This is a genomic window from Micromonospora sp. NBRC 110038, assembly GCF_020884815.1.
GTDB classification, from domain to species: domain Bacteria; phylum Actinomycetota; class Actinomycetes; order Mycobacteriales; family Micromonosporaceae; genus Micromonospora; species Micromonospora haikouensis.
Map to the genome: position 1 here is coordinate 20,601 of NZ_BBOL01000002.1, position 19,540 is coordinate 40,140.

Annotated in this window: 18 protein-coding genes; 3 read left to right on the forward strand and 15 right to left on the reverse strand. The window is 74.3% G+C overall.

Annotated elements, in window-relative coordinates; translation table 11 throughout:
• Positions 1–18 precede the first annotated feature (18 nt).
• The 5 genes from LPU61_RS07700 to glyA form a co-directional block, all read right to left on the reverse strand.
• Positions 19–252 carry an ATP synthase F0 subunit C gene (locus LPU61_RS07700; protein ID WP_043966050.1) on the reverse strand — a complete coding sequence of 78 codons (234 nt, stop codon included), beginning with the start codon at positions 250–252 and terminating at the stop codon, positions 19–21.
• Positions 253–319: 67 nt separating this feature from the next.
• Positions 320–1,117 (reverse strand): F0F1 ATP synthase subunit A, encoded by a 798-nt coding sequence (atpB, locus tag LPU61_RS07705; protein ID WP_043966048.1) that lies wholly within the window; start codon positions 1,115–1,117, stop codon positions 320–322.
• An 11-nt stretch (positions 1,118–1,128) separates the two neighbouring features.
• Positions 1,129–1,365 carry an AtpZ/AtpI family protein gene (locus LPU61_RS07710; RefSeq protein ID WP_043966604.1) on the reverse strand — a complete coding sequence of 79 codons (237 nt, stop codon included), beginning with the start codon at positions 1,363–1,365 and terminating at the stop codon, positions 1,129–1,131.
• 181 nt (positions 1,366–1,546) lie between these two features.
• Positions 1,547–1,978 (reverse strand): hypothetical protein, encoded by a 432-nt coding sequence (locus tag LPU61_RS07715; protein WP_043966046.1) that lies wholly within the window; start codon positions 1,976–1,978, stop codon positions 1,547–1,549.
• Positions 1,971–3,260 (reverse strand): serine hydroxymethyltransferase, encoded by a 1,290-nt coding sequence (gene glyA, locus LPU61_RS07720; protein WP_199486105.1) that lies wholly within the window; start codon positions 3,258–3,260, stop codon positions 1,971–1,973. The genes LPU61_RS07715 and glyA overlap by 8 nt, the downstream gene beginning before the upstream one ends.
• A gap of 35 nt (positions 3,261–3,295) precedes the next feature.
• Here glyA and LPU61_RS07725 point away from each other — a divergent pair, with 35 nt between their 5' ends.
• Positions 3,296–4,795, forward strand: coding sequence for an SDR family oxidoreductase (locus tag LPU61_RS07725; RefSeq protein ID WP_043966042.1), 1,500 nt, complete (start codon positions 3,296–3,298; stop codon positions 4,793–4,795).
• Between the two features lie 658 nt (positions 4,796–5,453).
• Here the strand turns inward: LPU61_RS07725 and LPU61_RS07730 are convergent.
• The 4 genes from LPU61_RS07730 to LPU61_RS07745 form a co-directional block, all read right to left on the reverse strand.
• Complete coding sequence (locus tag LPU61_RS07730; protein WP_043966040.1) at positions 5,454–7,574, reverse strand: transglycosylase domain-containing protein; 2,121 nt, start codon at positions 7,572–7,574, stop codon at positions 5,454–5,456.
• 187 nt (positions 7,575–7,761) lie between these two features.
• Positions 7,762–8,373 (reverse strand): phosphotyrosine protein phosphatase, encoded by a 612-nt coding sequence (locus LPU61_RS07735; protein ID WP_043966038.1) that lies wholly within the window; start codon positions 8,371–8,373, stop codon positions 7,762–7,764.
• Positions 8,374–9,024 (reverse strand): L-threonylcarbamoyladenylate synthase, encoded by a 651-nt coding sequence (locus tag LPU61_RS07740; RefSeq protein ID WP_043966036.1) that lies wholly within the window; start codon positions 9,022–9,024, stop codon positions 8,374–8,376.
• 125 nt (positions 9,025–9,149) lie between these two features.
• Complete coding sequence (locus tag LPU61_RS07745) at positions 9,150–10,157, reverse strand: HemK/PrmC family methyltransferase (RefSeq protein WP_043966034.1); 1,008 nt, start codon at positions 10,155–10,157, stop codon at positions 9,150–9,152.
• Positions 10,158–10,234: 77 nt separating this feature from the next.
• Between LPU61_RS07745 and LPU61_RS07750 the strand changes: the two genes are divergently transcribed.
• A complete protein-coding gene (locus LPU61_RS07750; RefSeq protein ID WP_229404595.1) occupies positions 10,235–11,785 on the forward strand; it encodes a diguanylate cyclase in 1,551 nt (516 codons plus the stop codon).
• A 75-nt stretch (positions 11,786–11,860) separates the two neighbouring features.
• Here LPU61_RS07750 and prfA read toward each other — a convergent pair whose 3' ends face one another.
• The 4 genes from prfA to thrB form a co-directional block, all read right to left on the reverse strand.
• The gene (gene prfA, locus LPU61_RS07755) at positions 11,861–12,949 is read right to left on the reverse strand and encodes a peptide chain release factor 1 (RefSeq protein WP_043966030.1); all 1,089 of its coding nucleotides are present in this window, start codon (positions 12,947–12,949) and stop codon (positions 11,861–11,863) included.
• Between the two features lie 113 nt (positions 12,950–13,062).
• The gene (gene rpmE, locus LPU61_RS07760) at positions 13,063–13,287 is read right to left on the reverse strand and encodes a 50S ribosomal protein L31 (RefSeq protein WP_043966028.1); all 225 of its coding nucleotides are present in this window, start codon (positions 13,285–13,287) and stop codon (positions 13,063–13,065) included.
• A 362-nt stretch (positions 13,288–13,649) separates the two neighbouring features.
• Positions 13,650–15,770, reverse strand: coding sequence for a transcription termination factor Rho (rho, locus tag LPU61_RS07765; protein ID WP_229404596.1), 2,121 nt, complete (start codon positions 15,768–15,770; stop codon positions 13,650–13,652).
• A 296-nt stretch (positions 15,771–16,066) separates the two neighbouring features.
• Positions 16,067–17,020: a homoserine kinase gene (gene thrB, locus LPU61_RS07770; protein WP_374199628.1), complete on the reverse strand. Its 954-nt coding sequence runs from the start codon at positions 17,018–17,020 to the stop codon at positions 16,067–16,069.
• A 101-nt stretch (positions 17,021–17,121) separates the two neighbouring features.
• Here thrB and LPU61_RS07775 point away from each other — a divergent pair, with 101 nt between their 5' ends.
• Positions 17,122–17,538, forward strand: a complete 417-nt coding sequence (locus tag LPU61_RS07775) for a hypothetical protein (protein WP_077938526.1) — start codon at positions 17,122–17,124, stop codon at positions 17,536–17,538.
• Here LPU61_RS07775 and LPU61_RS07780 read toward each other — a convergent pair.
• Complete coding sequence (locus LPU61_RS07780; protein WP_043966021.1) at positions 17,457–18,698, reverse strand: MFS transporter; 1,242 nt, start codon at positions 18,696–18,698, stop codon at positions 17,457–17,459. The genes LPU61_RS07775 and LPU61_RS07780 overlap by 82 nt on opposite strands.
• An 11-nt stretch (positions 18,699–18,709) precedes the next feature.
• Entirely contained in the window at positions 18,710–19,531 is an 822-nt protein-coding gene (locus LPU61_RS07785; RefSeq protein ID WP_043966020.1) for a polysaccharide deacetylase family protein, read from the reverse strand.
• Positions 19,532–19,540: the final 9 nt, after the last annotated feature.

Sequence of the window (19,540 nt, forward strand, 5' to 3'; positions counted from 1 at the left end):
GGTCGAAGGGGGGCGGGATTAGAGCTGGCCCTGCCAGATGAAGCCGAACGCGATGCCGAGCAGCGCGAGCGCCTCGATGACGGCGAAGCCGATCCAGACGTACGGCAGGGTCATCCGGGACGACTCCGGCTGGCGGGCCGTCGACTGGATGTAGGCGGCGAAGACCAGGCCGACACCGATGCCCGGGCCGATGGCCGCGAGACCGTAGCCGATGGCGGCGGTGCTGCCCTCTACCGCGGCGTAGATGTCCATTAGTGGGTTCCTCCTGGTTATCACGCGTGACTCTCACGCGGGACGACAACGGGTGGTGCGAGGTGGATCAGTGCTCGTCGGCGAGCGCGCCCTGGACGTAGCTGGCGGTGAGCACCGTGAAGACGTATGCCTGCAGGCAGATGACCAGGAACTCGAGGAAGGTGAGCGCGATGGTCATCACCCAGGACAGCACCGAGACCGGGGCCAGCCAGGCGTTGGCGCTGAGCATCGCGAACCCGCCGAGCGTGAAGACCAGCAGGAGCATGTGGCCGGCGAACATGTTCGCGAAGAGACGGACGGCCAGCGAGAACGGCCGGACCAGGAAGGTCGAGAAGAACTCGATCGGGATCAGCAGCGGCAGGATGTACCACGGCGCCGGCGGGATCAGGGAGTTCTTGAAGAACTTGCCGAAACCGTGGTGCCGGATGCCCACCCAGATGAACATCACGTAGCTGATCACGGCGAGGAAGGCCGGGAAGGCGATGTGCGAGTTCGGCGAGATCTGGAACAGCGGCACGATCGCGAAGAAGTTCGTCAGCAGGATGAAGCAGAACAGCGTCGTGAAGTACGGCGCGAACCGCACCCCCGCGTGCCCGATCATCTCGACGGCGATGTTGTTGCGCACGAAGCCGTAGATGGACTCGGCGAGCCACTGCTTCTTCGTCGGCACGAGCTGCGGCTTCCGGTAGGTCGCCAGGAAGAAGATGATCAGGACGCCGACGGCGATCCAGACCATGGCCGTGATCTTGGTGAACCAGTAGGAGTCGTGCGCACCCCAGGGCAGGATGCTGGGCAGGTAGAAGTCCTCCACGCTGGGTGGGAATGCCGCCTGGCCCGCTGCCAGGACGTTCGCCTGTCCGAACACCGCGTCCCTTCCTAAGTAGGCGTGCCGAGTCGGCGGACGACCAGGATGATCCCCCCGGCCATGCCGAGCACGACGCCGATCCCGGTGGCGATGCCGCCGGTGTCGAGCCACTGGTCGACCAGCCAGCCGATGAAACCCCAGACGAGCATGCCCCCGATGAGGTACGAGAGCGCGGTCCAACCCTGGCCGGCACCGGTCGGATTGTCGTCCGGGCCGCCGCTGGGTCGGGGGGTTTGGTCACCAGCCATGACGGGGCGAACGATATCAGTCGGAGAAACGAGGCTGTGCCTCACCCCCCGCACAACCGTGGTTGTGTGGGCGTCGGGCGGGCGCGTCGTCTGTGGGCACGCTACTCCCCTTGCGCCACCGAATGAATGACCGGTGTCGGACACAATCGCGCGTCGTACCGAAACGTGGGACGCTGGAGCTTCAGCCCCTGGTCCGGCGCGCGTGCACCGTGCTGAGCCACCAGATGTGCGCGCCGGTCCAGACGACCACGCCGACGGCGATGCCGAGGCAGAGCGGGACGACCCCTGCCCAGCCCGTCGAGGCGACCGCCACCATCACGCCGCCCAGGAGGGTGAACTTCGCGACGTACAGACCCACCCCGAACGGCAGCACGAGCTGCGGGTTGCGCGCGTCCGCCCAGGCCAGGACCACGGTGGTGAGGACGTAGCTGGCTACGGTGACGGCGACACCGGCCGCCACGCCGAGCGCCGCGTCGGCCCCGCCGAGGACCCCGCCGGCCGCCGCGCCCAGCGCCGCCACCACGGCGGAGACGGCCACCAGCACCGGCAGGTGGCGCAGCCGCCAGCTCCGGTCGTCCGCCGCCGGCTCCGCGGCCACCCCGGGCTCAGCCACGGGGGTACGCCGGGAAGGCGGCGACCAGCTCGGCCACGTCGGCGGCGACGCGGGTGAGGGCGTCGGCGCCCCCGGGCTCGCCCGGATCGGTGCGCACCGCGCGGGCGATCAGCGCCGCGACCCGGCGCATCTCCTCCTCGCCCATGCCCTGCGTGGTGACGCTGGGCGTGCCCACCCGGATGCCCGACGCGACCATCGGCGGCTGCGGGTCGTACGGGATGGCGTTCTTGTTCAGGGTGATGGCGGCGGCGTCGCAGCGCGCCTCGGCCTCGGCCCCGCTCACCCCGGCGGCGCGCAGGTCGAGCAGCGCGAGGTGGGTGTCGGTGCCGCCGGAGACCGGCCGCATCCCCTCGGCCGCGAGCCCGGCGGCGAGCGCGCGGGCGTTGGCGACCACCTGCGCGGCGTACGCCCGGAACTCGGGCTGGGCGGCCTCGCGCAGGGCCACCGCCTTGGCCGCGACGGCGTGCATCAGCGGCCCGCCCTGGGTGAACGGGAAGACGGCCTTGTCGATGCGCTGGGCCAGCGACTCCCGGCACAGGATCATGCCGCCGCGCGGGCCGCGCAGCACCTTGTGGGTGGTGGCGCAGACGACGTCGGCGTGGGGCACCGGCGAGGGCACGGCCCGGCCGGCGACCAGGCCGATGAAGTGCGCGGCGTCCACCATCAGGTACGCGCCCACCTCGTCGGCGATCTCCCGGAACCGGGCGAAGTCGATCAGACGGGGGTACGCCGTCGCCCCGCAGATGATCATCTTGGGCCGGTGGGCGCGGGCGAGGTCCCGCACCTCGTCGTAGTCGATCAGCTCGGTGTCCTTGCGCACGCGGTAGCCGACCGTGTGGAACCACTTGCCGGAGAAGTTCACCCGGCTGCCGTGGGTCAGGTGACCGCCGTGCGGCAGGTCCATCGCCAGCACCGTGTCCCCCGGCTGCACCAGCGCGGCGTACGCGGCCAGGTTGGCGCTCGCCCCCGAGTGCGGCTGGAGGTTGGCGTGCTCGGCGTCGAACAGCTCCTTCGCCCGGGCGACGCCGATCTCCTCGGCCCGGTCCACCTCGGCGCAGCCGCCGTAGTAGCGCCGGCCCGGATACCCCTCGGCGTACTTGTTGGTCAGCGTCGAGCCGAGCGCCGCCAGCACCGCCGGGGAGGTCAGGTTCTCGCTGGCGATCAGTTGCAGGCCGCCGCGCAGCCGGTCCAGCTCGCCGAGCACCACCCCGGCGATCTCCGGATCGGTGGCGCTGAGCTGCTCGAAGTCCGGCCCCCAGAAGGTGCTCCTCGCGTTCTCCACAGCGAACGAGTCTACGGAGCCGCACACTGGAGGCCGTGAGATGCCTCGTCACCGGCGCGACCGGATACATCGGCGGACGGCTCGCGCCCCTGCTGCTCGCCGAGGGGCACCAGGTGCGCTGCCTGGCCCGGCACGCCGGCCGGCTGCGCGACGTGCCGTGGGCGGCGCGGGCCGAGATCGCCGAGGGCGACCTGCGCAAGCCGGAGACCCTGCCGGCCGCGTTCGCGGACGTGGACGTCGCCTACTACCTGGTGCACTCGCTCGGGCAGGCCGGCTTCGAGGCCGCCGACCGGGAGGCGGCGGTCGCCTTCGCCGACGCGGCGCGCGCCGCGGGCGTACGCCGGATCGTCTACCTCGGCGGCCCCGAGCCGAAGGCCGACGACGGCCTCCCGTCGGCGCACCTGCGGTCCCGGGCCGAGGTCGGCCGGATCCTGCTCGACAGCGGGGTGCCCACGGCGGTGCTCCGCGCGGCGATCATCATCGGGTCCGGCTCGGCGTCGTTCGAGATGCTGCGCCACCTCACCGAGCGGCTGCCCGCCATGGTCACCCCGCGCTGGGTGCGCAACCGGATCCAGCCGATCGCCGTGCGGGACGTGCTGCACTACCTGGTCGGCTGCGCCGCGCTGCCGCCGCAGGTCAACCGGGCGTTCGACATCGGCGGCCCCGACGTGCTCACCTTCGGCGACATGATGCAGCGCTACGCCCGGGTGGCCGGGCTGCGCCGGCGGCTCATCCTGCCGGTCCGGCCGCTGACCCCGTCGCTGTCGTCGCACTGGGTCGGCCTGATCACCCCGGTGCCCAACGCGATCGCCCGGCCGCTGGTGGAGAGCCTGGTCCACGAGGCGGTCGCCGGTGAGCACGACATCGCGGCGTACGTGCCGGACCCGCCCGGCGGGCTGACCGGCTTCGACCGGGCGGTCGAGCTGGCGCTCGCGCGGGTCCGCGACGCGCAGGTGGAGACCCGCTGGTCCACCGCGAGCGGGCCGGACGCCCCGGCCGAGCCGCTGCCCAGCGACCCGAAGTGGTCCGGCGGCACCGCCTACACGGACGTGCGGGAGCGGGCCGTGCGCGCCCCGGCCGACGCGCTGTGGCGGGTGATCGAGGGCGTCGGCGGCGAGAACGGCTGGTACTCGTTCCCGCTGGCCTGGGCGGTGCGCGGCTGGCTGGACCGGCTGGCCGGCGGGGTGGGGCTGCGCCGGGGCCGGCGCGACCCGCACCGGCTGCGCGTCGGCGAGGCGCTGGACTTCTGGCGGGTCGAGGAGATCGTCCCGGGCGAACTGCTGCGGCTGCGCGCCGAGATGCGGCTGCCCGGCCGGGCCTGGCTGGAGATGCGCGCCGAGCCGACCGGCGACGGCACCAGCCGGTACGTCCAACGCGCGGTCTTCCTGCCGAGGGGCCTGCCCGGGCACGCCTACTGGGGCGCGGTGTTGCCCTTCCACGCGATCGTCTTCGGTGGCATGGCGAGGAACATCGCCCGCGGCGCGGAAGCCCTCCCGTCGGCAGCCACCGCCCCCTCGCGCGCCCTACGCAGCTGAGTCGAATACGACATCGCCCCCGCGCGTCGTCGCGTCGCCGCGCCCGGGAGCCGGGCGCAGAGGTCGGGCAGATCTTGGAAGATTTCGGCCCCTTGAGGGGCCCCTTGTTTCCAAGATCTCCCATTTCCGCAGTTCATGAGCCAGGCAGGCATCGCCAACGCAAAGCCTTGAGGCAATCACTTTCGGTTGCACATTCGCTTTGTCCGAAGACAATCGATAAGATTCGGGACAATCATGGGGGCCGGGTTGGCCGGATAGGGCAAGCGTCCTGGAAGTAGCCTGCTGTCAGGCGACAGTTGGAGAATCGGATGAACGACGCGAGCGGCCCAAAGAAGCACACCGCCGAGAGCTTCGCCGCCGAACTCAGGCGCAGGATCAAGGAAGGCGCCGAGCCCTGATCACCGCAGACCAGATCGCCCCCGCCGAGACCCGCACCCGCCCCGCCGCACGGGCCGCGCTGGCCGTCGTCCTCCGCACCGGCCCCACCCCCGCTGACGTCACCCGCCTCGCCGCCACCATCGGACTGACCGGCCGGTGAGACCGGGCCAGGATCTTGGACAGTTACCGTTCACTGTGGACAGTAAGCGTCCAAGTCCTGGCGAGTTCCGGTGCCGCGCGGGCGGGCGGGGCGGACGGCGGGCGGCGACGGGTGACCGGGTCAGTTGCCGGCGCGGGGGGCCGTGGCGTGCCGGGCCACCGACTCGCTCGGCGGGACGAAGTCGCGCACCGGCTGGCCCTGGAGGGTGTCGTAGAGGGTGCGGCCCACCAGGTCGACCAGTCGGGCCTGGACCTCCCGGCCCACCGCGTCGCGGGGATCGTCCGGGTTGGCGGCGATCGAGGCGACGGCGAGCTGCGGGGTGAACGCGACGACGGTCTCCGTGCCGTTCCCCTCCGAGCTGCCGGTCTTGCCGGCCACCGGTCGACCCAGCCGACCGCGCAGGTCCTGGGCGGTGCCGCCGGCGCAGCCGCCGTACATCGACTGGTCGCCGACCGGGCACCGGGCCGCGTCGGCCGCGCCCCGGGCCACGTCCGTGTCGAGCACCTGCCGGCAGTCCGGGCGCCCGGCGGCGACCTCCCGCCCGGCGGCGTCGAGGATCCGCACCACCGGCGTGGGCGCGCACCAGATTCCCTCGGCGGCCACCGCCGCGTACGCCCCGGCGAGGTCGAGCGGGGTGGTGGCGGCGACGCCCAGCGTGAACGGGCCCCAGTCCCGCGCGCCGTAGCGGGCCATCTTGGCGTCGGACTCGGCGCGCAGCCGGATGCCGAGCCGCTCGGCCATCTCCACCACCCGGTCCGCGCCGACCCGCTCGGTCAGCCAGGCGAAGTAGGTGTTCACCGACCGGCCGAACGCGTCCCACATGGTCCGGTAGCCGTCCATCCCGACCGGGTCGGCGTTGACCGGGCACCAGCGGCCCCGGCAGTCGGCGGGGCCGCCGGTCACGGGGAAGCGGGTGACGATGCGGGGCGGGGCGTCGAAGAGGGTGTCCAGGGGCAGGCCCGCCTCCAGCGCGGCGAGCACCGCGAAGATCTTGAACGTCGACCCGGCCTGGTACCCGGTGATGGCCCCGCCCCCGGCGACGAGCTGGTTGACGGTGTTCGGCCGGTTGCGCCACCCCTGCGGGTTCTCCTCGACGCTGTAGTTGCGGTTCACCGCGAGGGCGAGCACGCGGCCCGTGCCGGGCTGCACCACGGCGGTCGGCGCGGCACGGGGGTCGTCGACGTCGTAGACGTCGAGCACCTGCTCGGTGGCGGTCCGCTGCACGGCCGGGTCGAGCGAGGTGACGATCCGGAAACCGCCCCGGCGCAGGGTGCGCTGCCGCTCGTCTGCGGTGGCGCCGAACGCCGGCTGCTCGCTCCACCAGCGGGTGAACCAGTCGCAGAAGAAGCCCCAGTCGTTGTGGTCCTGCGGGACCGCCGTGCAGTCGTTCGGCGTGGCGCTGGGCTTCAGCGTGAGCGGCTCGGCCTTCGCCGCCTCGGCCGCCTCGGGCGTGACCTGGCCGGTCTCGACCATCCGGTCCAGCACGTACGCCCGGCGGGCCAGCGCCGCGTCGGCGTCGCCGTTGATCGGGTCGTCGGTGTCCGGCGAGCGGACCAGCCCGGCCAGCAGGGCCGACTCGGCCAGGGTGAGCTTCGCCGGCGACTTCGAGAAGTAGCGCTTGCTGGCGGCGCCCACCCCGTACGCGCCGGCACCGAAGTAGGCGATGTTGAGGTAGCCGGCGAGGATCTGGTCCTTGCTCAGCTCGCGCTCGACCGCCAGGGCGTACCGCATTTCCTTGATCTTGCGGGTGAGGGTGACCTCGGTGGCCTTGGCCCGCTGCTCCTCGGTGAGGTTGGGGTCGCCGGCGAGCACGTTGCGCACGTACTGCATGGTCAGGGTCGACGCGCCCTGCCGGGGCGCGCCGTCGCGCCGGTTGGCGGTGAACGCCCGGATGACGCCGCGCGGGTCCACGCCCTTGTGCTCGTAGAAGCGGACGTCCTCGGCGGCGACGACGGCCTGGCGCATGGTCGCTGCCACCTGGGCCAGCGGCACGTCGACCCGGTCCTCGGTGTAGAAGGACGTGATCAGGGTGCGGCCGTCGTTGGCGTAGAGGGTGGACCGTTGCGCCGTGGGCGGCGTGAGCAGCGACGCCGGCAGCTCCGACCACGGCTCGGTGATCCCCCGGACGCCGATCCCGAAGACCAGGGCGGCCGGCAGCGCCGCCACGGCGAGCGCCAGCCCGGCGAGCACGCCGGCGAGCACGATGGTCATGAGCTTGTGGAGACGACGGGCCCGGATCATCAGCTCTCCCCGCAGGAGCCGGTCAGGTGCGGACCCGTTCAGAATGACCCGGACGGCGGCGAACCCCGCCGCTTTTCCCCAAAGGGGTACGAATTTCGCGAGAAAGACACGCGACGCGACGCGGCCGTCGCCGGCCGCTGGCCGACGACGGCCGCGCCGCCTCAGGGCCGCAGGCCCCGCAGCCGCCTCAGGGCAGCAGCGTGGCGGCCAGCGGGTGGACCGTCTCCTCGATCTCGTCGGCGACCCGGCTGAAGCACTGGTCGCCGCGCCCCCACGGGTCGTCGAGGTCGTCGGTGTGCAGCGGGGTCGCGCCCTCCCGGGCGGCGTGCACGGCGGCGACCAAAGCCACGCCCCGGGCGTACACGGCGTCGCCGGTGGCGTCGGCCGGGGGCAGCCCGGCGGCGTCCACGGCCGCCAGCAGCCGGCCGAACTCGCCGAGCACGAACGTGCGGGACGCGGCGTCGGGGCGCAGCGCCACCACGTACTCCTGCTGGTCGGCGGTGGCGGTGAGCACCAGGTCGGCCGCGTCGATGAGGTCGGAACGCAGCTTGCGGGCAGCGAAGCCGGCCACGTCGCCGCCCCGGGCGGTCACCTGGCGGGCGGCGGGCGGGTTCATCTCCTCCCCCGCGTGCCAGCCGCCGGTGCCGGCGCTGTGGCTGTGCAGCAGCGCGTCGGCGTCGGCCGGGTCGCCGCCGCGCCGCGTCAGCCGCTCGCGGACGGCCAGCGCCAGCAGCCGCTCCGCCATCGGCGAGCGGCAGATGTTTCCCATGCAGACGTGCAGGACGGTGAACGGCGGCACTCAGCCCACCCGGCTCTCGACGAGGTCCGGCACGACGTCGCGCAGCTGCTCCACCGGGATCGCCCCGGCGCGCACCAGCGTCGGCGCCTCGCCGGTGAGGTCGACGATGGTGCTCGGCACCGGGTCGGGGCACTCCCCCGCCTCCAGGTAGGCCCGCACCGTGTAGCCGAGCTGCTCCCGGGCCGCCTCGGCGGTCACCGCAGCCGGCTGGCCCACCTTGTTGGCCGACGCCACCGCCATCGGGCCGGTCTCGCGCAGCACCTCCAGGGCGACCGGGTGCAGCGGCATCCGCACCGCGACCACGCCGCTGCCGGTCTCGTCGCCGAGGTCCCACGACAGGCTCGGCGAGTGCTCCACGATGATCGTGAGCGCGCCCGGCCAGAACGCCTCGACCAGGTCGCGGGCCGACCGGGGCAGCGTGAAGACCAGGCCGTCGAGGGTGTGCCGGGACCCGATCAGCACCGGGGGCGCCTGCCGGGTGCCACCCTTGGCGTCCGAGAGCGCCTTCACCGCGTACGGGGTGAACGCGTCCGCGCCGATCCCGTAGACCGTGTCCGTCGGCAGGACGACCAGCTCGCCGTTCTTGACGGCCTCGATGGCAGCGGCGATGCCGCGGTCCCGGTCGGCGAGCGACCGACAGTCGTAGAGCATCACGAGAAGTCAGTCTGCCACGCCCCGGCCCGGTCGGCGTCCTCGGCGTGAGCGGGTCCCACAGGTCCGGATGCGGCCGCCTCCGGCGGGGCGCGGCGGGCGGACGGTCACCGACGGGCGGGCGGTCAGCGGCGGCGGGCGGTGGCGAACCGGGGCCGCCCGGCCAGGTCCCGGTGCTCCTCGACCGCCTCGTACCGGCCGTCGGCGGCCAGCAGCTCGGGCACCGCCGCGCCGTGCGTGTCGTCGTGTTCGACGCCGAGCACCCCGCCGGGGCGGAGCAGCCGCGCAGCCCGGGCGAGCACCGGGCGGATCACGTCCAGCCCGTCCGCCCCGCCGAAGACCGCCTCGTCCGGGTCGTGCGCCGCCACCTCCGGGGGCACCTCGACGGCCCTGGGCACGTACGGCGGGTTGCACAGCAGCACGTCCACCCGCCCTTCCAGGTCGCCCAGCAGGCCAGGGTCGGTGACGTCGGCGGCGACCACCTCCACCGGCCGGTCCCCGGCGGCGGCCCGGTCGGCGGCGTTGCGCCGCAGCCACGCCAGCGCCGCCGGGGACCGCTCCACGGCCACCACCCGGGCGGCGGGCGCCTCCTGGGCCACCGCGAGGGCGATCGCCCCCGAGCCGCTGCACAGGTCGACGACCAGCGGCCCGCCGACGGCCGTGGGCACGCCCGCCGGCACGGGACCGGCGGCCGGAAGCCCGCCCGTGGCCGGCGCCCCGCCCGGAGCCGGGGTTCCGCCCGTGACCGGCTGCCCGCCGACGGTCCGCAGCCGGGCCTGGTCGACGCCCCAGCCGGCAAGCAGCTCCGTCTCCGGGCGGGGCACGAAGACACCCGGGCCGACCGCCAGCTCCAGGTGCCGGAAGGCGGCCGAGCCGGTGAGGTGCTGCAACGGCTCCCGGGCGGCCCGCCGGGCGACCAGGGCGTCGTAGCGGTCGAGCTGGTCGGTGGTGAGGCCGTCGGCCAGCGCCAGCCGCCCCCGGGGTACGCCCAGCACGTGCGCGGCGAGCAGCTCGGCCTCGACGCGCGGGGCATCGATCCCCGCCGCGGCGAGGACGCGGGCGGCGCGGGCCACCGCCACCGTGGGCCTGAGGCGTTCTGACCCTTCGGACGGGTGTTGCGGAAGGGAGGTCACGACATAATCATGAAGCGTCGCGGGCCCGCGCCACGAGTTGGTGCCTCCGTGTGCACACACCGACAGGGAGGTCGCGCGTGGGGTGGCTCAACCGGGTCAACGACCAGGTTGACGTCCTGACACGGGCGCGCGCCCTGCAGGAGGTGAGTCGCTCCGCCGAGTCGTGTCTCCTGCTCGACGGCGTGATCCGCAGCACCGACGACCCGTACGCCCGGGCCGACGCCCTCGTGCAGCGCCTCTCCGCGTTGATCAATCTCGGGCGCACCGCCGAATACACGCGGGCCATCGAGGAGGCGTCCGCCGCCGTACGGGACCTCGCCGAGCCCTACCTGCACGGGCACCTCAACGCGCTGGCCGCGCTCGCCGCCCACCACCAGGGGGCGCTCGACCGGTGCGTCACCCACCTGGTGAAGGCGGCCCGGGCGCTGGGCGCGGTCGAGGACCCGGACCGGGACACCGCCTGGGGCTGGCACGACCTGGCGATGGCCTACTCCTACCTCAGCTTCCACGGGTACGCGCTCGGCGCGATCGAGCGCGCCCGCCAGCTCGGGCTGGCCGCCGGCATCCCCGAGGAGACGTTCGCCGCACCCGGCATCCGGCTGCGCAACGCGGTCGCCCTCGACCACAACGGCGACAGCGACGGCTGCCTGCGGGTGCTGCGGGACGTCGCCGCCGACCTGGGGCGGTTCCTGCGCGGGGGGCGCGCCGAGGAGCTGCGCCCGAGCAGCCTGGCCGCGTACGGCTACGCCGCCGCCCGCCGGGCCGCCCTCGGCGACCGGGTGGAGGCCGCCCCCGACGCCGACCCGAACCGGCTGCTCGGCCACGGCGCGGACAGCGCCCGCGCCCGGGACATGCGCCAACTCGGCCAGGTCTGCCTGGCGATCGCGGCGGGCAACCCGATCGAGGCGATCACCCGGCTCGACACCGCCCGGGTCTCCAACGAGACCCTCGGCGCGGCGGAGCCGGCCCGGCTGCGCAGCATCGCGTACGCCCGGGCGGGCGACCACGCAGCGGCCCACCGGGCCGACCGGCACGCGTTCCGCCTCGCCGCGCAGCGCAACGACCGGCTGCGGGACGTCTACATCGACGGCATCGCCGCCCGGATCGACCACGAGGAGATGCGGCGGGAGGCGGCCCGGTTCGAGGGCGAGGCGCTCACCGACCCGCTGACCGGCCTGCCCAACCGCCGCCGGCTGGAGCGCTACATCGCGGCCGTCGTGGCCGGCGGGGAGCGGGTGGTGATCGGGGTGTGCGACCTCGACGGCTTCAAGGCGGTCAACACCCGCCACGGCCACCACTCCGGCGACCTGGTCCTCCAGCGCATCGCCGGGGTGATCAACCGGGTCATGCGCCGGGGCGACTTCGTGGCCCGCTACGGCGGCGACGAGTTCGTGGTGGTGCTGTCCGGCGCGGGCATGGCCGAGGCGGCCGACGTGGCCCGCCGGATCGAGGCGGCGGTGCGCACGGAGGACTGGGAGGCGCTGGTGCCCGGCACCCCGGTCGGGGTGACCATCGGCTTCGCCGAGGTCGAGGCCAACGGCCCCGGGCTGCGCGGCGCGATCGGCGCGGCGTTCGAGACCGCCGACCGGGAGATGCTCGCCGCGAAGAGCCGCCTCCGCGCCGGCTGAGCCCCTGTCCGGGCCGCCCCGCGCCGACGGCACGGCCCGGGGGCGGCGCAGCGGCGACAGCCCCGCCGGCCCGCCTCAGCGGCGGGTCAGCTCCGGGTCGCCGGCCAGCCGCGCCGCGCGGTCCGCGTCGGCCAGGGCGTCGAGCACGCCGTCCAGCTCGCCGGCGAGGGCCAGGTCGAGGTTGTACGCCGTGTAGCCGATCCGGTGGTCGGTGATCCGGTTCTGCGGGAAGTTGTACGTGCGGATGCGCTCCGAGCGGTCCACGGTGCGCACCTGGGCCTTGCGGGCGTCCGAGGCGGCGGCGTCGGCCTGCTCCTGGGCGGCGGCCAGCAGCCGCGCCCGCAGGATGCGCATCGCCTGCTCCCGGTTCTGCAGCTGCGACTTCTCGTTCTGGCAGGAGACGACGATCCCGGTCGGCACGTGGGTGATCCGCACCGCCGAGTCGGTGGTGTTCACCGACTGGCCGCCCGGGCCCGACGAGCGAAACACGTCGATCCGCAGGTCGTTGGGGTCGATGGTGACGTCGACGTCCTCGGCCTCGGGCAGCACCAGCACGCCGGCGGCGCTGGTGTGGATGCGCCCCTGCGACTCGGTGACGGGTACGCGCTGCACCCGGTGCACCCCGCCCTCCCACTTGAGCCGCGACCACACCCCGTTGCCGCCCTCCGGGACGCCCTTGGTCTTGATCGCCAGCGAGACGTCCTTGACCCCGCCCAGGTCGGAGTCCTGCGCGTCGATGACCTCGGTGAGCCAGCCGCGGCGCTCGGCGTACCGGGTGTACATCCGCAGCAGGTCCCCGGCGAACAGGGCGGACTCCTCGCCGCCCTCGCCGGCCTTGATCTCGACGATGACGTCCTTGGCGTCGTGCGGGTCGCGCGGGATCAGCAGCTCGGCGAGGCGCTCCTCCAGGGCGGGCAGCCCGGCGGCGATCGACTCCGCCTCGCCGGCGAAGGACGGGTCCTCGGCGGCCAGCTCCCGGGCCGCGGCCAGGTCGGCGCGGGCCTGCTCCAGCTCGCCGGCCGCCTTGTGCAGGGGCGACAGCTCGGCGTAGCGGCGGCCGACCCGGCGGGCGACGCTCTGGTCCGCGTGGATCGCCGGGTCCGCGAGGCGCTTCTCCAGCTCGGCGTACTCGTCGAGGAGGGCCGCCAGCCGCTCGCTGCTCATGCTCGGGTGCTCCTTCGACGACGACTACCGGCCGGCGACATCCGGACGGAAGGGGGCAATACGGACAGCGCCCGCGCCCGGCGGGAAGCCGGACGCGGGCGCCGATCGTGGAGCTACTTGGCCTTCTTGGCCTGAACCTTGGCGTACTTCTGCTGGAACTTGGCGACCCGGCCGGCCGTGTCGAGAACGCGCTGCTTACCGGTGTAGAACGGGTGGCAGGCGCTGCAGGTCTCGACGTGGATGGAACCGCCCTTGGCGGTGCTGCGGGTCGTGAAGGTGCTGCCGCAGGAGCAGGTGACCTCGGTGGTCGTGTACTCCGGGTGGATGTTGGGCTTCATGTCGCCTCGGTCCTCTCGCTTGGTGGTCGCCGGGTCGCCCGTGCGGCCCCGACGCGTCGCGTGTCGGGATCGGGCGTGAACCGGAACCGGTGGCCGATTGACCAGTGTGCCATGGGCGTGAGCCGGCCCTTCGGGCGGGCCGCACAGCAGGTCCGGCTTCGTCAACGTGCCGGTCCCCTCCCGCATTCCCCGGGTGCAAGGAAGGGCACCTTGTCAACGCATCCGGTAGAGAAGGGTCCCCCTCTCACCACCCGGTCAGGGGCGCGGGGGCGCGGAGGGGGCACGGGGCGCGCGGGGCGCACACCGCGCGGAAGGGCACGGCCGCTCACGGCCGTGCCCTTCCGCGCGTACTGCCTACCGGATCACTCGCCCGGTGTGGACTTCGCGATCTGCATCAGGAACTCGATGTTGGTGCGGGACTGCTTGAGCCGGTCCAGCAGGAGGTCGAGCGCCGCCTGCGAGTCCAGCGAGTGCAGCACCTTGCGGAGCTTGTGGATGATGGCCAGCTCCTCCGGCGCGAGCAGGATCTCCTCCTTGCGCGTGCCGGACGCGCTGACGTCCACGGCCGGGAAGGTGCGCTTGTCAGCGATCTTCCGGTCGAGCTTCAGCTCCGCGTTGCCGGTGCCCTTGAACTCCTCGAAGATGACCGTGTCCGCCATGGAACCGGTCTCCACCAGCGCGGTGGCGAGGATGGTCAGCGAGCCGCCGTTCTCGATGTTGCGGGCCGCACCCAGGAAGCGCTTCGGCGGGTAGAGCGCGGTGGAGTCGATACCACCCGACATGATCCGGCCGGAGGCCGGCGCCGCCAGGTTGTACGACCGACCGAGCCGGGTCACCGAGTCGAGCAGCACGACCACGTCGTGCCCCAGCTCGACCAGCCGCTTCGCCCGCTCGATCGCCAGCTCCGCCACCGTCGTGTGGTCCTGCGGCGGGCGGTCGAACGTGGCCGCGATGACCTCGCCCTTCACCGACCGCTGCATGTCGGTGACCTCTTCGGGCCGCTCGTCCACCAGCACCACCATCAGGTGGCACTCCGGGTTGTTGTGCGTGATGGCGTTCGCGATCGCCTGGAGCACCATCGTCTTGCCCGCCTTCGGGGGCGAGACGATCAGCGCCCGCTGGCCCTTGCCGATCGGCATGACCAGGTCGATCACCCGCGTCGTCAGGATGTGCGGCTCGGTCTCCAGCCGCAGCCGCTCCTGCGGGTAGAGCGGGGTGAGCTTGTAGAACTCCGGCCGCCGCCGGGCCTCCTCCGGCTCCATCCCGTTGATCGTGTCGAGCCGCACCAGCGGGTTGTACTTGTCCCGCCGCTGCTCGCCGTCCCGGGCCGCCCGCACCGCGCCGGTGATCGCGTCACCCCGGCGCAGGCCGTACTTCTTGATCTGGGACATCGACACGTAGACGTCGTTCGGGCCGGCCAGGTAGCCGGTGGTCCGGACGAAGGCATAGTTGTCGAGCACGTCGATGATGCCGGCGACCGGGACGAGCACGTCGTCCTCGCTCACCTGCGGTTCGCGGCCGCCGCCGCCACCACCGGTGGCGCCGTCGCCCTCACCGCGCTCGCCCCGGCCCCGGCGGCGGTCGCGGAAGCGGCTGCGCCGGCCCCGCCGGCCGCCGCCCTCGTCGTCATCGTCGCCGCCGTTGTCCCGCTCGGCGCGCTGACCCCGGTCGTTGCGGTCGTTGCGGTCGCCACGGTCGGCCCGCTCGTTGCGGTCGCCCCGCTCGCGCTCGGCCCGCTCGCCACGGTCGTTGCGGTCGTTGCGGTCGCGCTCGCCCCGCTCGGCACGGTCGGCCCGCTCGCCCCGCTCGTTGCGGTCACCGCCGCGGTCGACCCGCTCGGAACGGTCGGTGCGCTCGGCCCGCTCGCCGCGGTCGGCCCGCTCGGCACGCTCACCGCGCTCGGCCCGCTCGGCACGGTCACCGCGCTCGGCACGGTCGGCCTGCTCCCGGCCGCCCCGCTCCCGGCGCCCCTCGACCCGCTCGGCGGGCTCGGCGGCACCGGTGGCGGGAGTGGCGGCGGCCGGCGGCTCCTCGGCCCGGGTCTCCGCCGGCCGGGTCTCGGCCTCGGCGGGCCGGGACTCGGCCGCCGCGACGGCCCTGCTGCGCCGGGTCCGGGTCCGGCCCTCGGCCGGGGCGGCGGCCGGCTCGGCCGGGGCCCGGTTCTGGTCGGTGCCCGACGGGGCCTGGGTGACCTCGGCGCGCACCTCCTCGCGGGCGGGAGCGGCGGCGGCCGTGGCCTCGGCCCGTGGACGAGGGGTCCCGGCGGCGGCGCCGCCCTGCCGCTCGGAGATCGCGCTGATCAGCTCGCCCTTGCGCATGCGAGCCGTGCCGGAGATGCCGAGCGACGCGGCCAGGCTCTGGAGCTCCGGCAGCAGCATCGCCGACAGCCCGGTGCCGCTACGCCGACGACGGGTGGGGGCAGCGGCGGTGGCATCGCCAGCGACGTTGGAAACATCCGACGTCACGTCGGTGGTGTCGCTCAATGGATTCCTTCCCTCGATAGGCCGGGACTGCCCGGAGTCGACAAGCAGGTGGCCGGGCGGCCTCGGTGCACCCGCCTCGCATGACGCGTCGCGGGAGACTGTGACACAGCAGCCGGTCGGTTTCCCCGACTCACCAACCTCGGTGAGCAGGTCTCGCCGTCTGCGGCGACCTGCGGAAACTGCGGTGCGGCGTGGGCCTTAGGCAGGGGTGACGGGCTGACCGCCGACAGCTTCGGGGGTGCGCCGACCCGCAGGAGGATCGCATGCTTCGCGGCTGTGCTAAGTCTAGAGCGTAATCAACTCTTCCGACCTGCGGCAACAGGGTCCCGCTCGGCGTGTTCAAGTGTACCCCGTGCGACACGCGCTCCGCGGCTGTCTATACCCAACGACCACACCTGCCAACCGGCCCCGGGCGCGAAATGTTCCGAGGGCTCGGTCAGCGCCAGCACGGTGGGCCCGGCCCCACTGATCACGGCGGCCACACCGGCCGCACGCAGCGCTTCCACCAGCGCCGACGAGTCCGGCATGCCGGCGGCACGGTAGTCCTGGTGCAGCCGGTCGACCGTGGCGGGCAGCAGCAGCGAGGGCTCGGCGGTCAGGGCGTGCACCAGCAGCGCCGCCCGGCCGGCGTTGAGCGCGGCGTCGCCGTGCGGGACCGCCGCCGGCAACGCGGCGCGGGCCACGGCGGTCAGCCCGCGCTCGGCGGGCACGAAGACGATCGGCCGCACCTCCTCGGCCACGGCCAGCGAGACCGCCCGGGCGCCGGTCGGCTCCGTCCAGGCGATCGTGAAGCCGCCGAGCAGGCAGGGCGCGACGTTGTCGGGGTGCCCCTCGATCTCGGCCGCCAGCCGCAGCGCGCCCGCGTCGTCCAACCGGGTTGCGCCGTCGACGACCAGGGCCCGGGCCAGCTGCACGCCGGCCACGATGGCGGCCGACGAGGAGCCCAGCCCACGGGCCTGCGGGATCCGGTTGACGCACTCCACCGCGAGGCCCGGCGGCTGCCCGCCCAGCGCGTCGAAGGTGGCCTGCATGGCCTGGACGACCAGGTGCGTCTCGTCGCCGGGCAGCTCGCCCGCGCCCTGCCCGGACACCGTGACCCGGACGCCGTCGGGCACCACCTCGGCGGCCACGTCGTCGTGCAGGCCGAGCGCCAGCCCCAGCGCGTCGAACCCCGGCCCGAGGTTGGCGCTGGTGGCGGGGACCCGGACCTTCACCGGCCCGGCCACGAATGTCGTCGGCACGACGCTCATGCTAGGCCGCCGGACGGGCCCTGCGGCGTCCCGCCCGGCCCGTGGGACGTGACCCCCTTCGCTAGCCTGACGGCCGACGGGTCCGCAGGGAGGGGGACGGCGTGGAATTCCTGGGGTACGCGGCCGTGCAGACGGCCACGCAGCTGCCCACCGTGCTGGTGCTGGTGACCGGCCTGGTCCTGGCCGCCGTGAGCCGCCACCGCCTCCGCGGCCCCTCCCGGGCCCTGCTGCTGGCCGGCGTCGGGATCCTGCTGGTCACCGCGCTGCTCAACATCGCCTGGCTGGTCGCCCTGCCCCGGCTCTACTCCTCGGCGTGGTCGTCGCTGCCCGCCGGCACGGTGGCCCGCTACAGCGCGGCGGTCGGCCTGCTCTTCTCCCTGCTGCACCCCGCCGGGCTGGGCCTGGTGATCGCCGGGGCGCTGACCGGGCGCGCCCCTCACGCCCCCGCCGGGGTGGGCTCGGCGACCGGGTCGGTCAGCGACAGCCGCCGGGTGGCGACCCGCCAGCCCAGCGCGTAGACCAGGGTGACCAGGCCGCAGCCGGCCAGCACCACCCGCTCGTCGACCAGGTCCACCACCCCGGCCACCACCAGCTGGCTCACCGAGATCGCGAGGGTGGCCAGCATCATGTCGGTGGCGAAGACGCGCCCGCGCAGCCGGTCCGGCACCTCGCCCTGCAGGGCGTAGTTCGACATCACCCAGTTGCTGCCGCCCGCGAAGTGCGCCACGAACACCAGCGCCAGCACCAGCGGGAACCAGTTCACCACCGACGTGCCGAGGTAGGCCAGGCCGTACAGCGACATCGACAGCGCGAGGCCGGGCAGCAGCCAGGCGCGGTTGGTCAGCACCCGTCGCATCAGGATCGGTCCGACCAGCGCGCCCGCGCCGCGCACCGCGAAGAGCAGGCCGGCGCCGATCGCGCCCACCCCGTACACGCCGGCGAGCAGCGGGAAGACGGTCAGCACCCCGTTGCCCAGGCCGACCGCCGACTTCACCGTGACCAGGCCGAGCACCCGGGGCCGGTGCCCGATGTAGCCGAGGGCCTCCCGGATCGCCGCCCAGGTGCGCTGCGCCGGCACGGCCGCATCGCGCGGGGCCTGCAGGGGGCGGCGGATCAGCCCGGCCAGGCCCGCCGCCAGCGTCAGGCCGCCGGCGGCGACCCAGAAGCAGGCGTACGGCCCGGCGGCGGCGCTGAGCACGCCGCCCAGCGACGCGCCGACGACGGTCATGGTGCCCCAGGCCGAGCCGGCGATCGCGTTGCCGGCGGCCAGGTCCTCGGGGTCGAGGACGTTGGGCAGGGCGGCCTGGGCGGCCGGCGAGTAGAACGCCTTCGCCACCGCCACCACGGCGATCGCCACCATCGCCAGCCAGGCCGTGCCCGCGCCCCGGACGCCGAGCAGCAGCAGCACGCCGAGCAGCGCGGCGACGTTGGCCGCCATCATGATCTTCTTGCGGTCGAACCGGTCCGCGATCGTCCCCGTGTACGGCAGCAGCAGCGCCACCACGCCGGTGTCGAGGGCCAGCACGAGGGCCCCCCACACCCCGCTGCCGGTCAGCTTCGGCAGCAGGACGAGCAGCGGCACCATGACGAACCAGTCCGCGCCGAAGACCACCAGCTCGGCGAGGAAGAGGTTGCGGAAGCTGCGGTTGCGGACCAGGACCGAGAGGGTGGGAGACACGTAGGGGAAGCCTACCCGCCGGGCTGCGGCGCGCCCGCCTGCCGCAGCAGCTCGGAGACGGTGACGAAGGTGAACCCCCGGCCCCGCAGCCCGGTGATCATGTCGGGCAGGCCGCGCAGGGCGACCAGCCGGCGGGCGTCCCCGACGTCGTGGGCGAGCAGGATCGTGCCCGGCCGCACCCCGGCCACGATCCGCCGGGCGTGCCCGGCCGGGTCGTCGGGGAAGCGTGCCTCGGCCATCTGGAACGACCAGAGCACGAGCCGGTAGTCGAGCCGGGCGGCGGCGTGCAGCACCGCCCCGCCGAGGTGCCCGTACGGGGGGCGCAGCAGCCGGGGGGCGACCCCGACGCCCTCGGCGATCGCGTCGTGCGCCCGGCTCAGGTCGTCGTGGACCTCGGCGGCGTCGTGCCGGGCCAGGTCGTGGTGCGCCCAGCTGTGGTTGCCCACCTCGTGCCGGCCGAGCCGGCCGCGCAGCAGGTCCGCGTGCTGCCGGACGTGCTGCCCGACCAGGAAGAACGTGGCCGGCACGGCATACCGCTCCAGGGTGTCGAGCACCATCGGGGTCCACTGTGGGCGGGGGCCGTCGTCGAAGGTGAGCGCCACCAGCCGCTGGCCGGTGCGGGCCCCCCAGACGACCGACACCGCGCCGTCGCCGACCTCCTGCAGGTCGCCGCCGACGGTGGCGCTGGCCGGGCCGCCGGCCAGGGGCAGCCGCCGGTCGGCGATCCAGGTGGTCTGCACCGTGGCGCCGGCCCCGACGAGCGCGCCCCCGGCGAGCAGCCCGGCACGGCGCAGCACCGTCCGCCGCCCCCACCGGCCAGCGCCGTCCGCCATGGCCCGCTC

Bases quoted from the DNA above. Each gene is read 5' to 3' on its own strand.
- LPU61_RS07700 (WP_043966050.1), bottom strand. From the start codon at position 252: ATGGACATCTACGCCGCGGTAGAGGGCAGCACCGCCGCCATCGGCTAC.
- LPU61_RS07710 (WP_043966604.1), bottom strand. From the start codon at position 1,365: ATGGCTGGTGACCAAACCCCCCGACCCAGCGGCGGCCCGGACGACAAT.
- LPU61_RS07730 (WP_043966040.1), bottom strand. From the start codon at position 7,574: ATGATCCGGGCCCGTCGTCTCCACAAGCTCATGACCATCGTGCTCGCC.
- LPU61_RS07740 (WP_043966036.1), bottom strand. From the start codon at position 9,024: ATGCTCTACGACTGTCGGTCGCTCGCCGACCGGGACCGCGGCATCGCC.
- prfA (WP_043966030.1), bottom strand. From the start codon at position 12,949: ATGAGCAGCGAGCGGCTGGCGGCCCTCCTCGACGAGTACGCCGAGCTG.
- rpmE (WP_043966028.1), bottom strand. From the start codon at position 13,287: ATGAAGCCCAACATCCACCCGGAGTACACGACCACCGAGGTCACCTGC.
- thrB (WP_374199628.1), bottom strand. From the start codon at position 17,020: ATGAGCGTCGTGCCGACGACATTCGTGGCCGGGCCGGTGAAGGTCCGG.
- LPU61_RS07785 (WP_043966020.1), bottom strand. From the start codon at position 19,531: ATGGCGGACGGCGCTGGCCGGTGGGGGCGGCGGACGGTGCTGCGCCGT.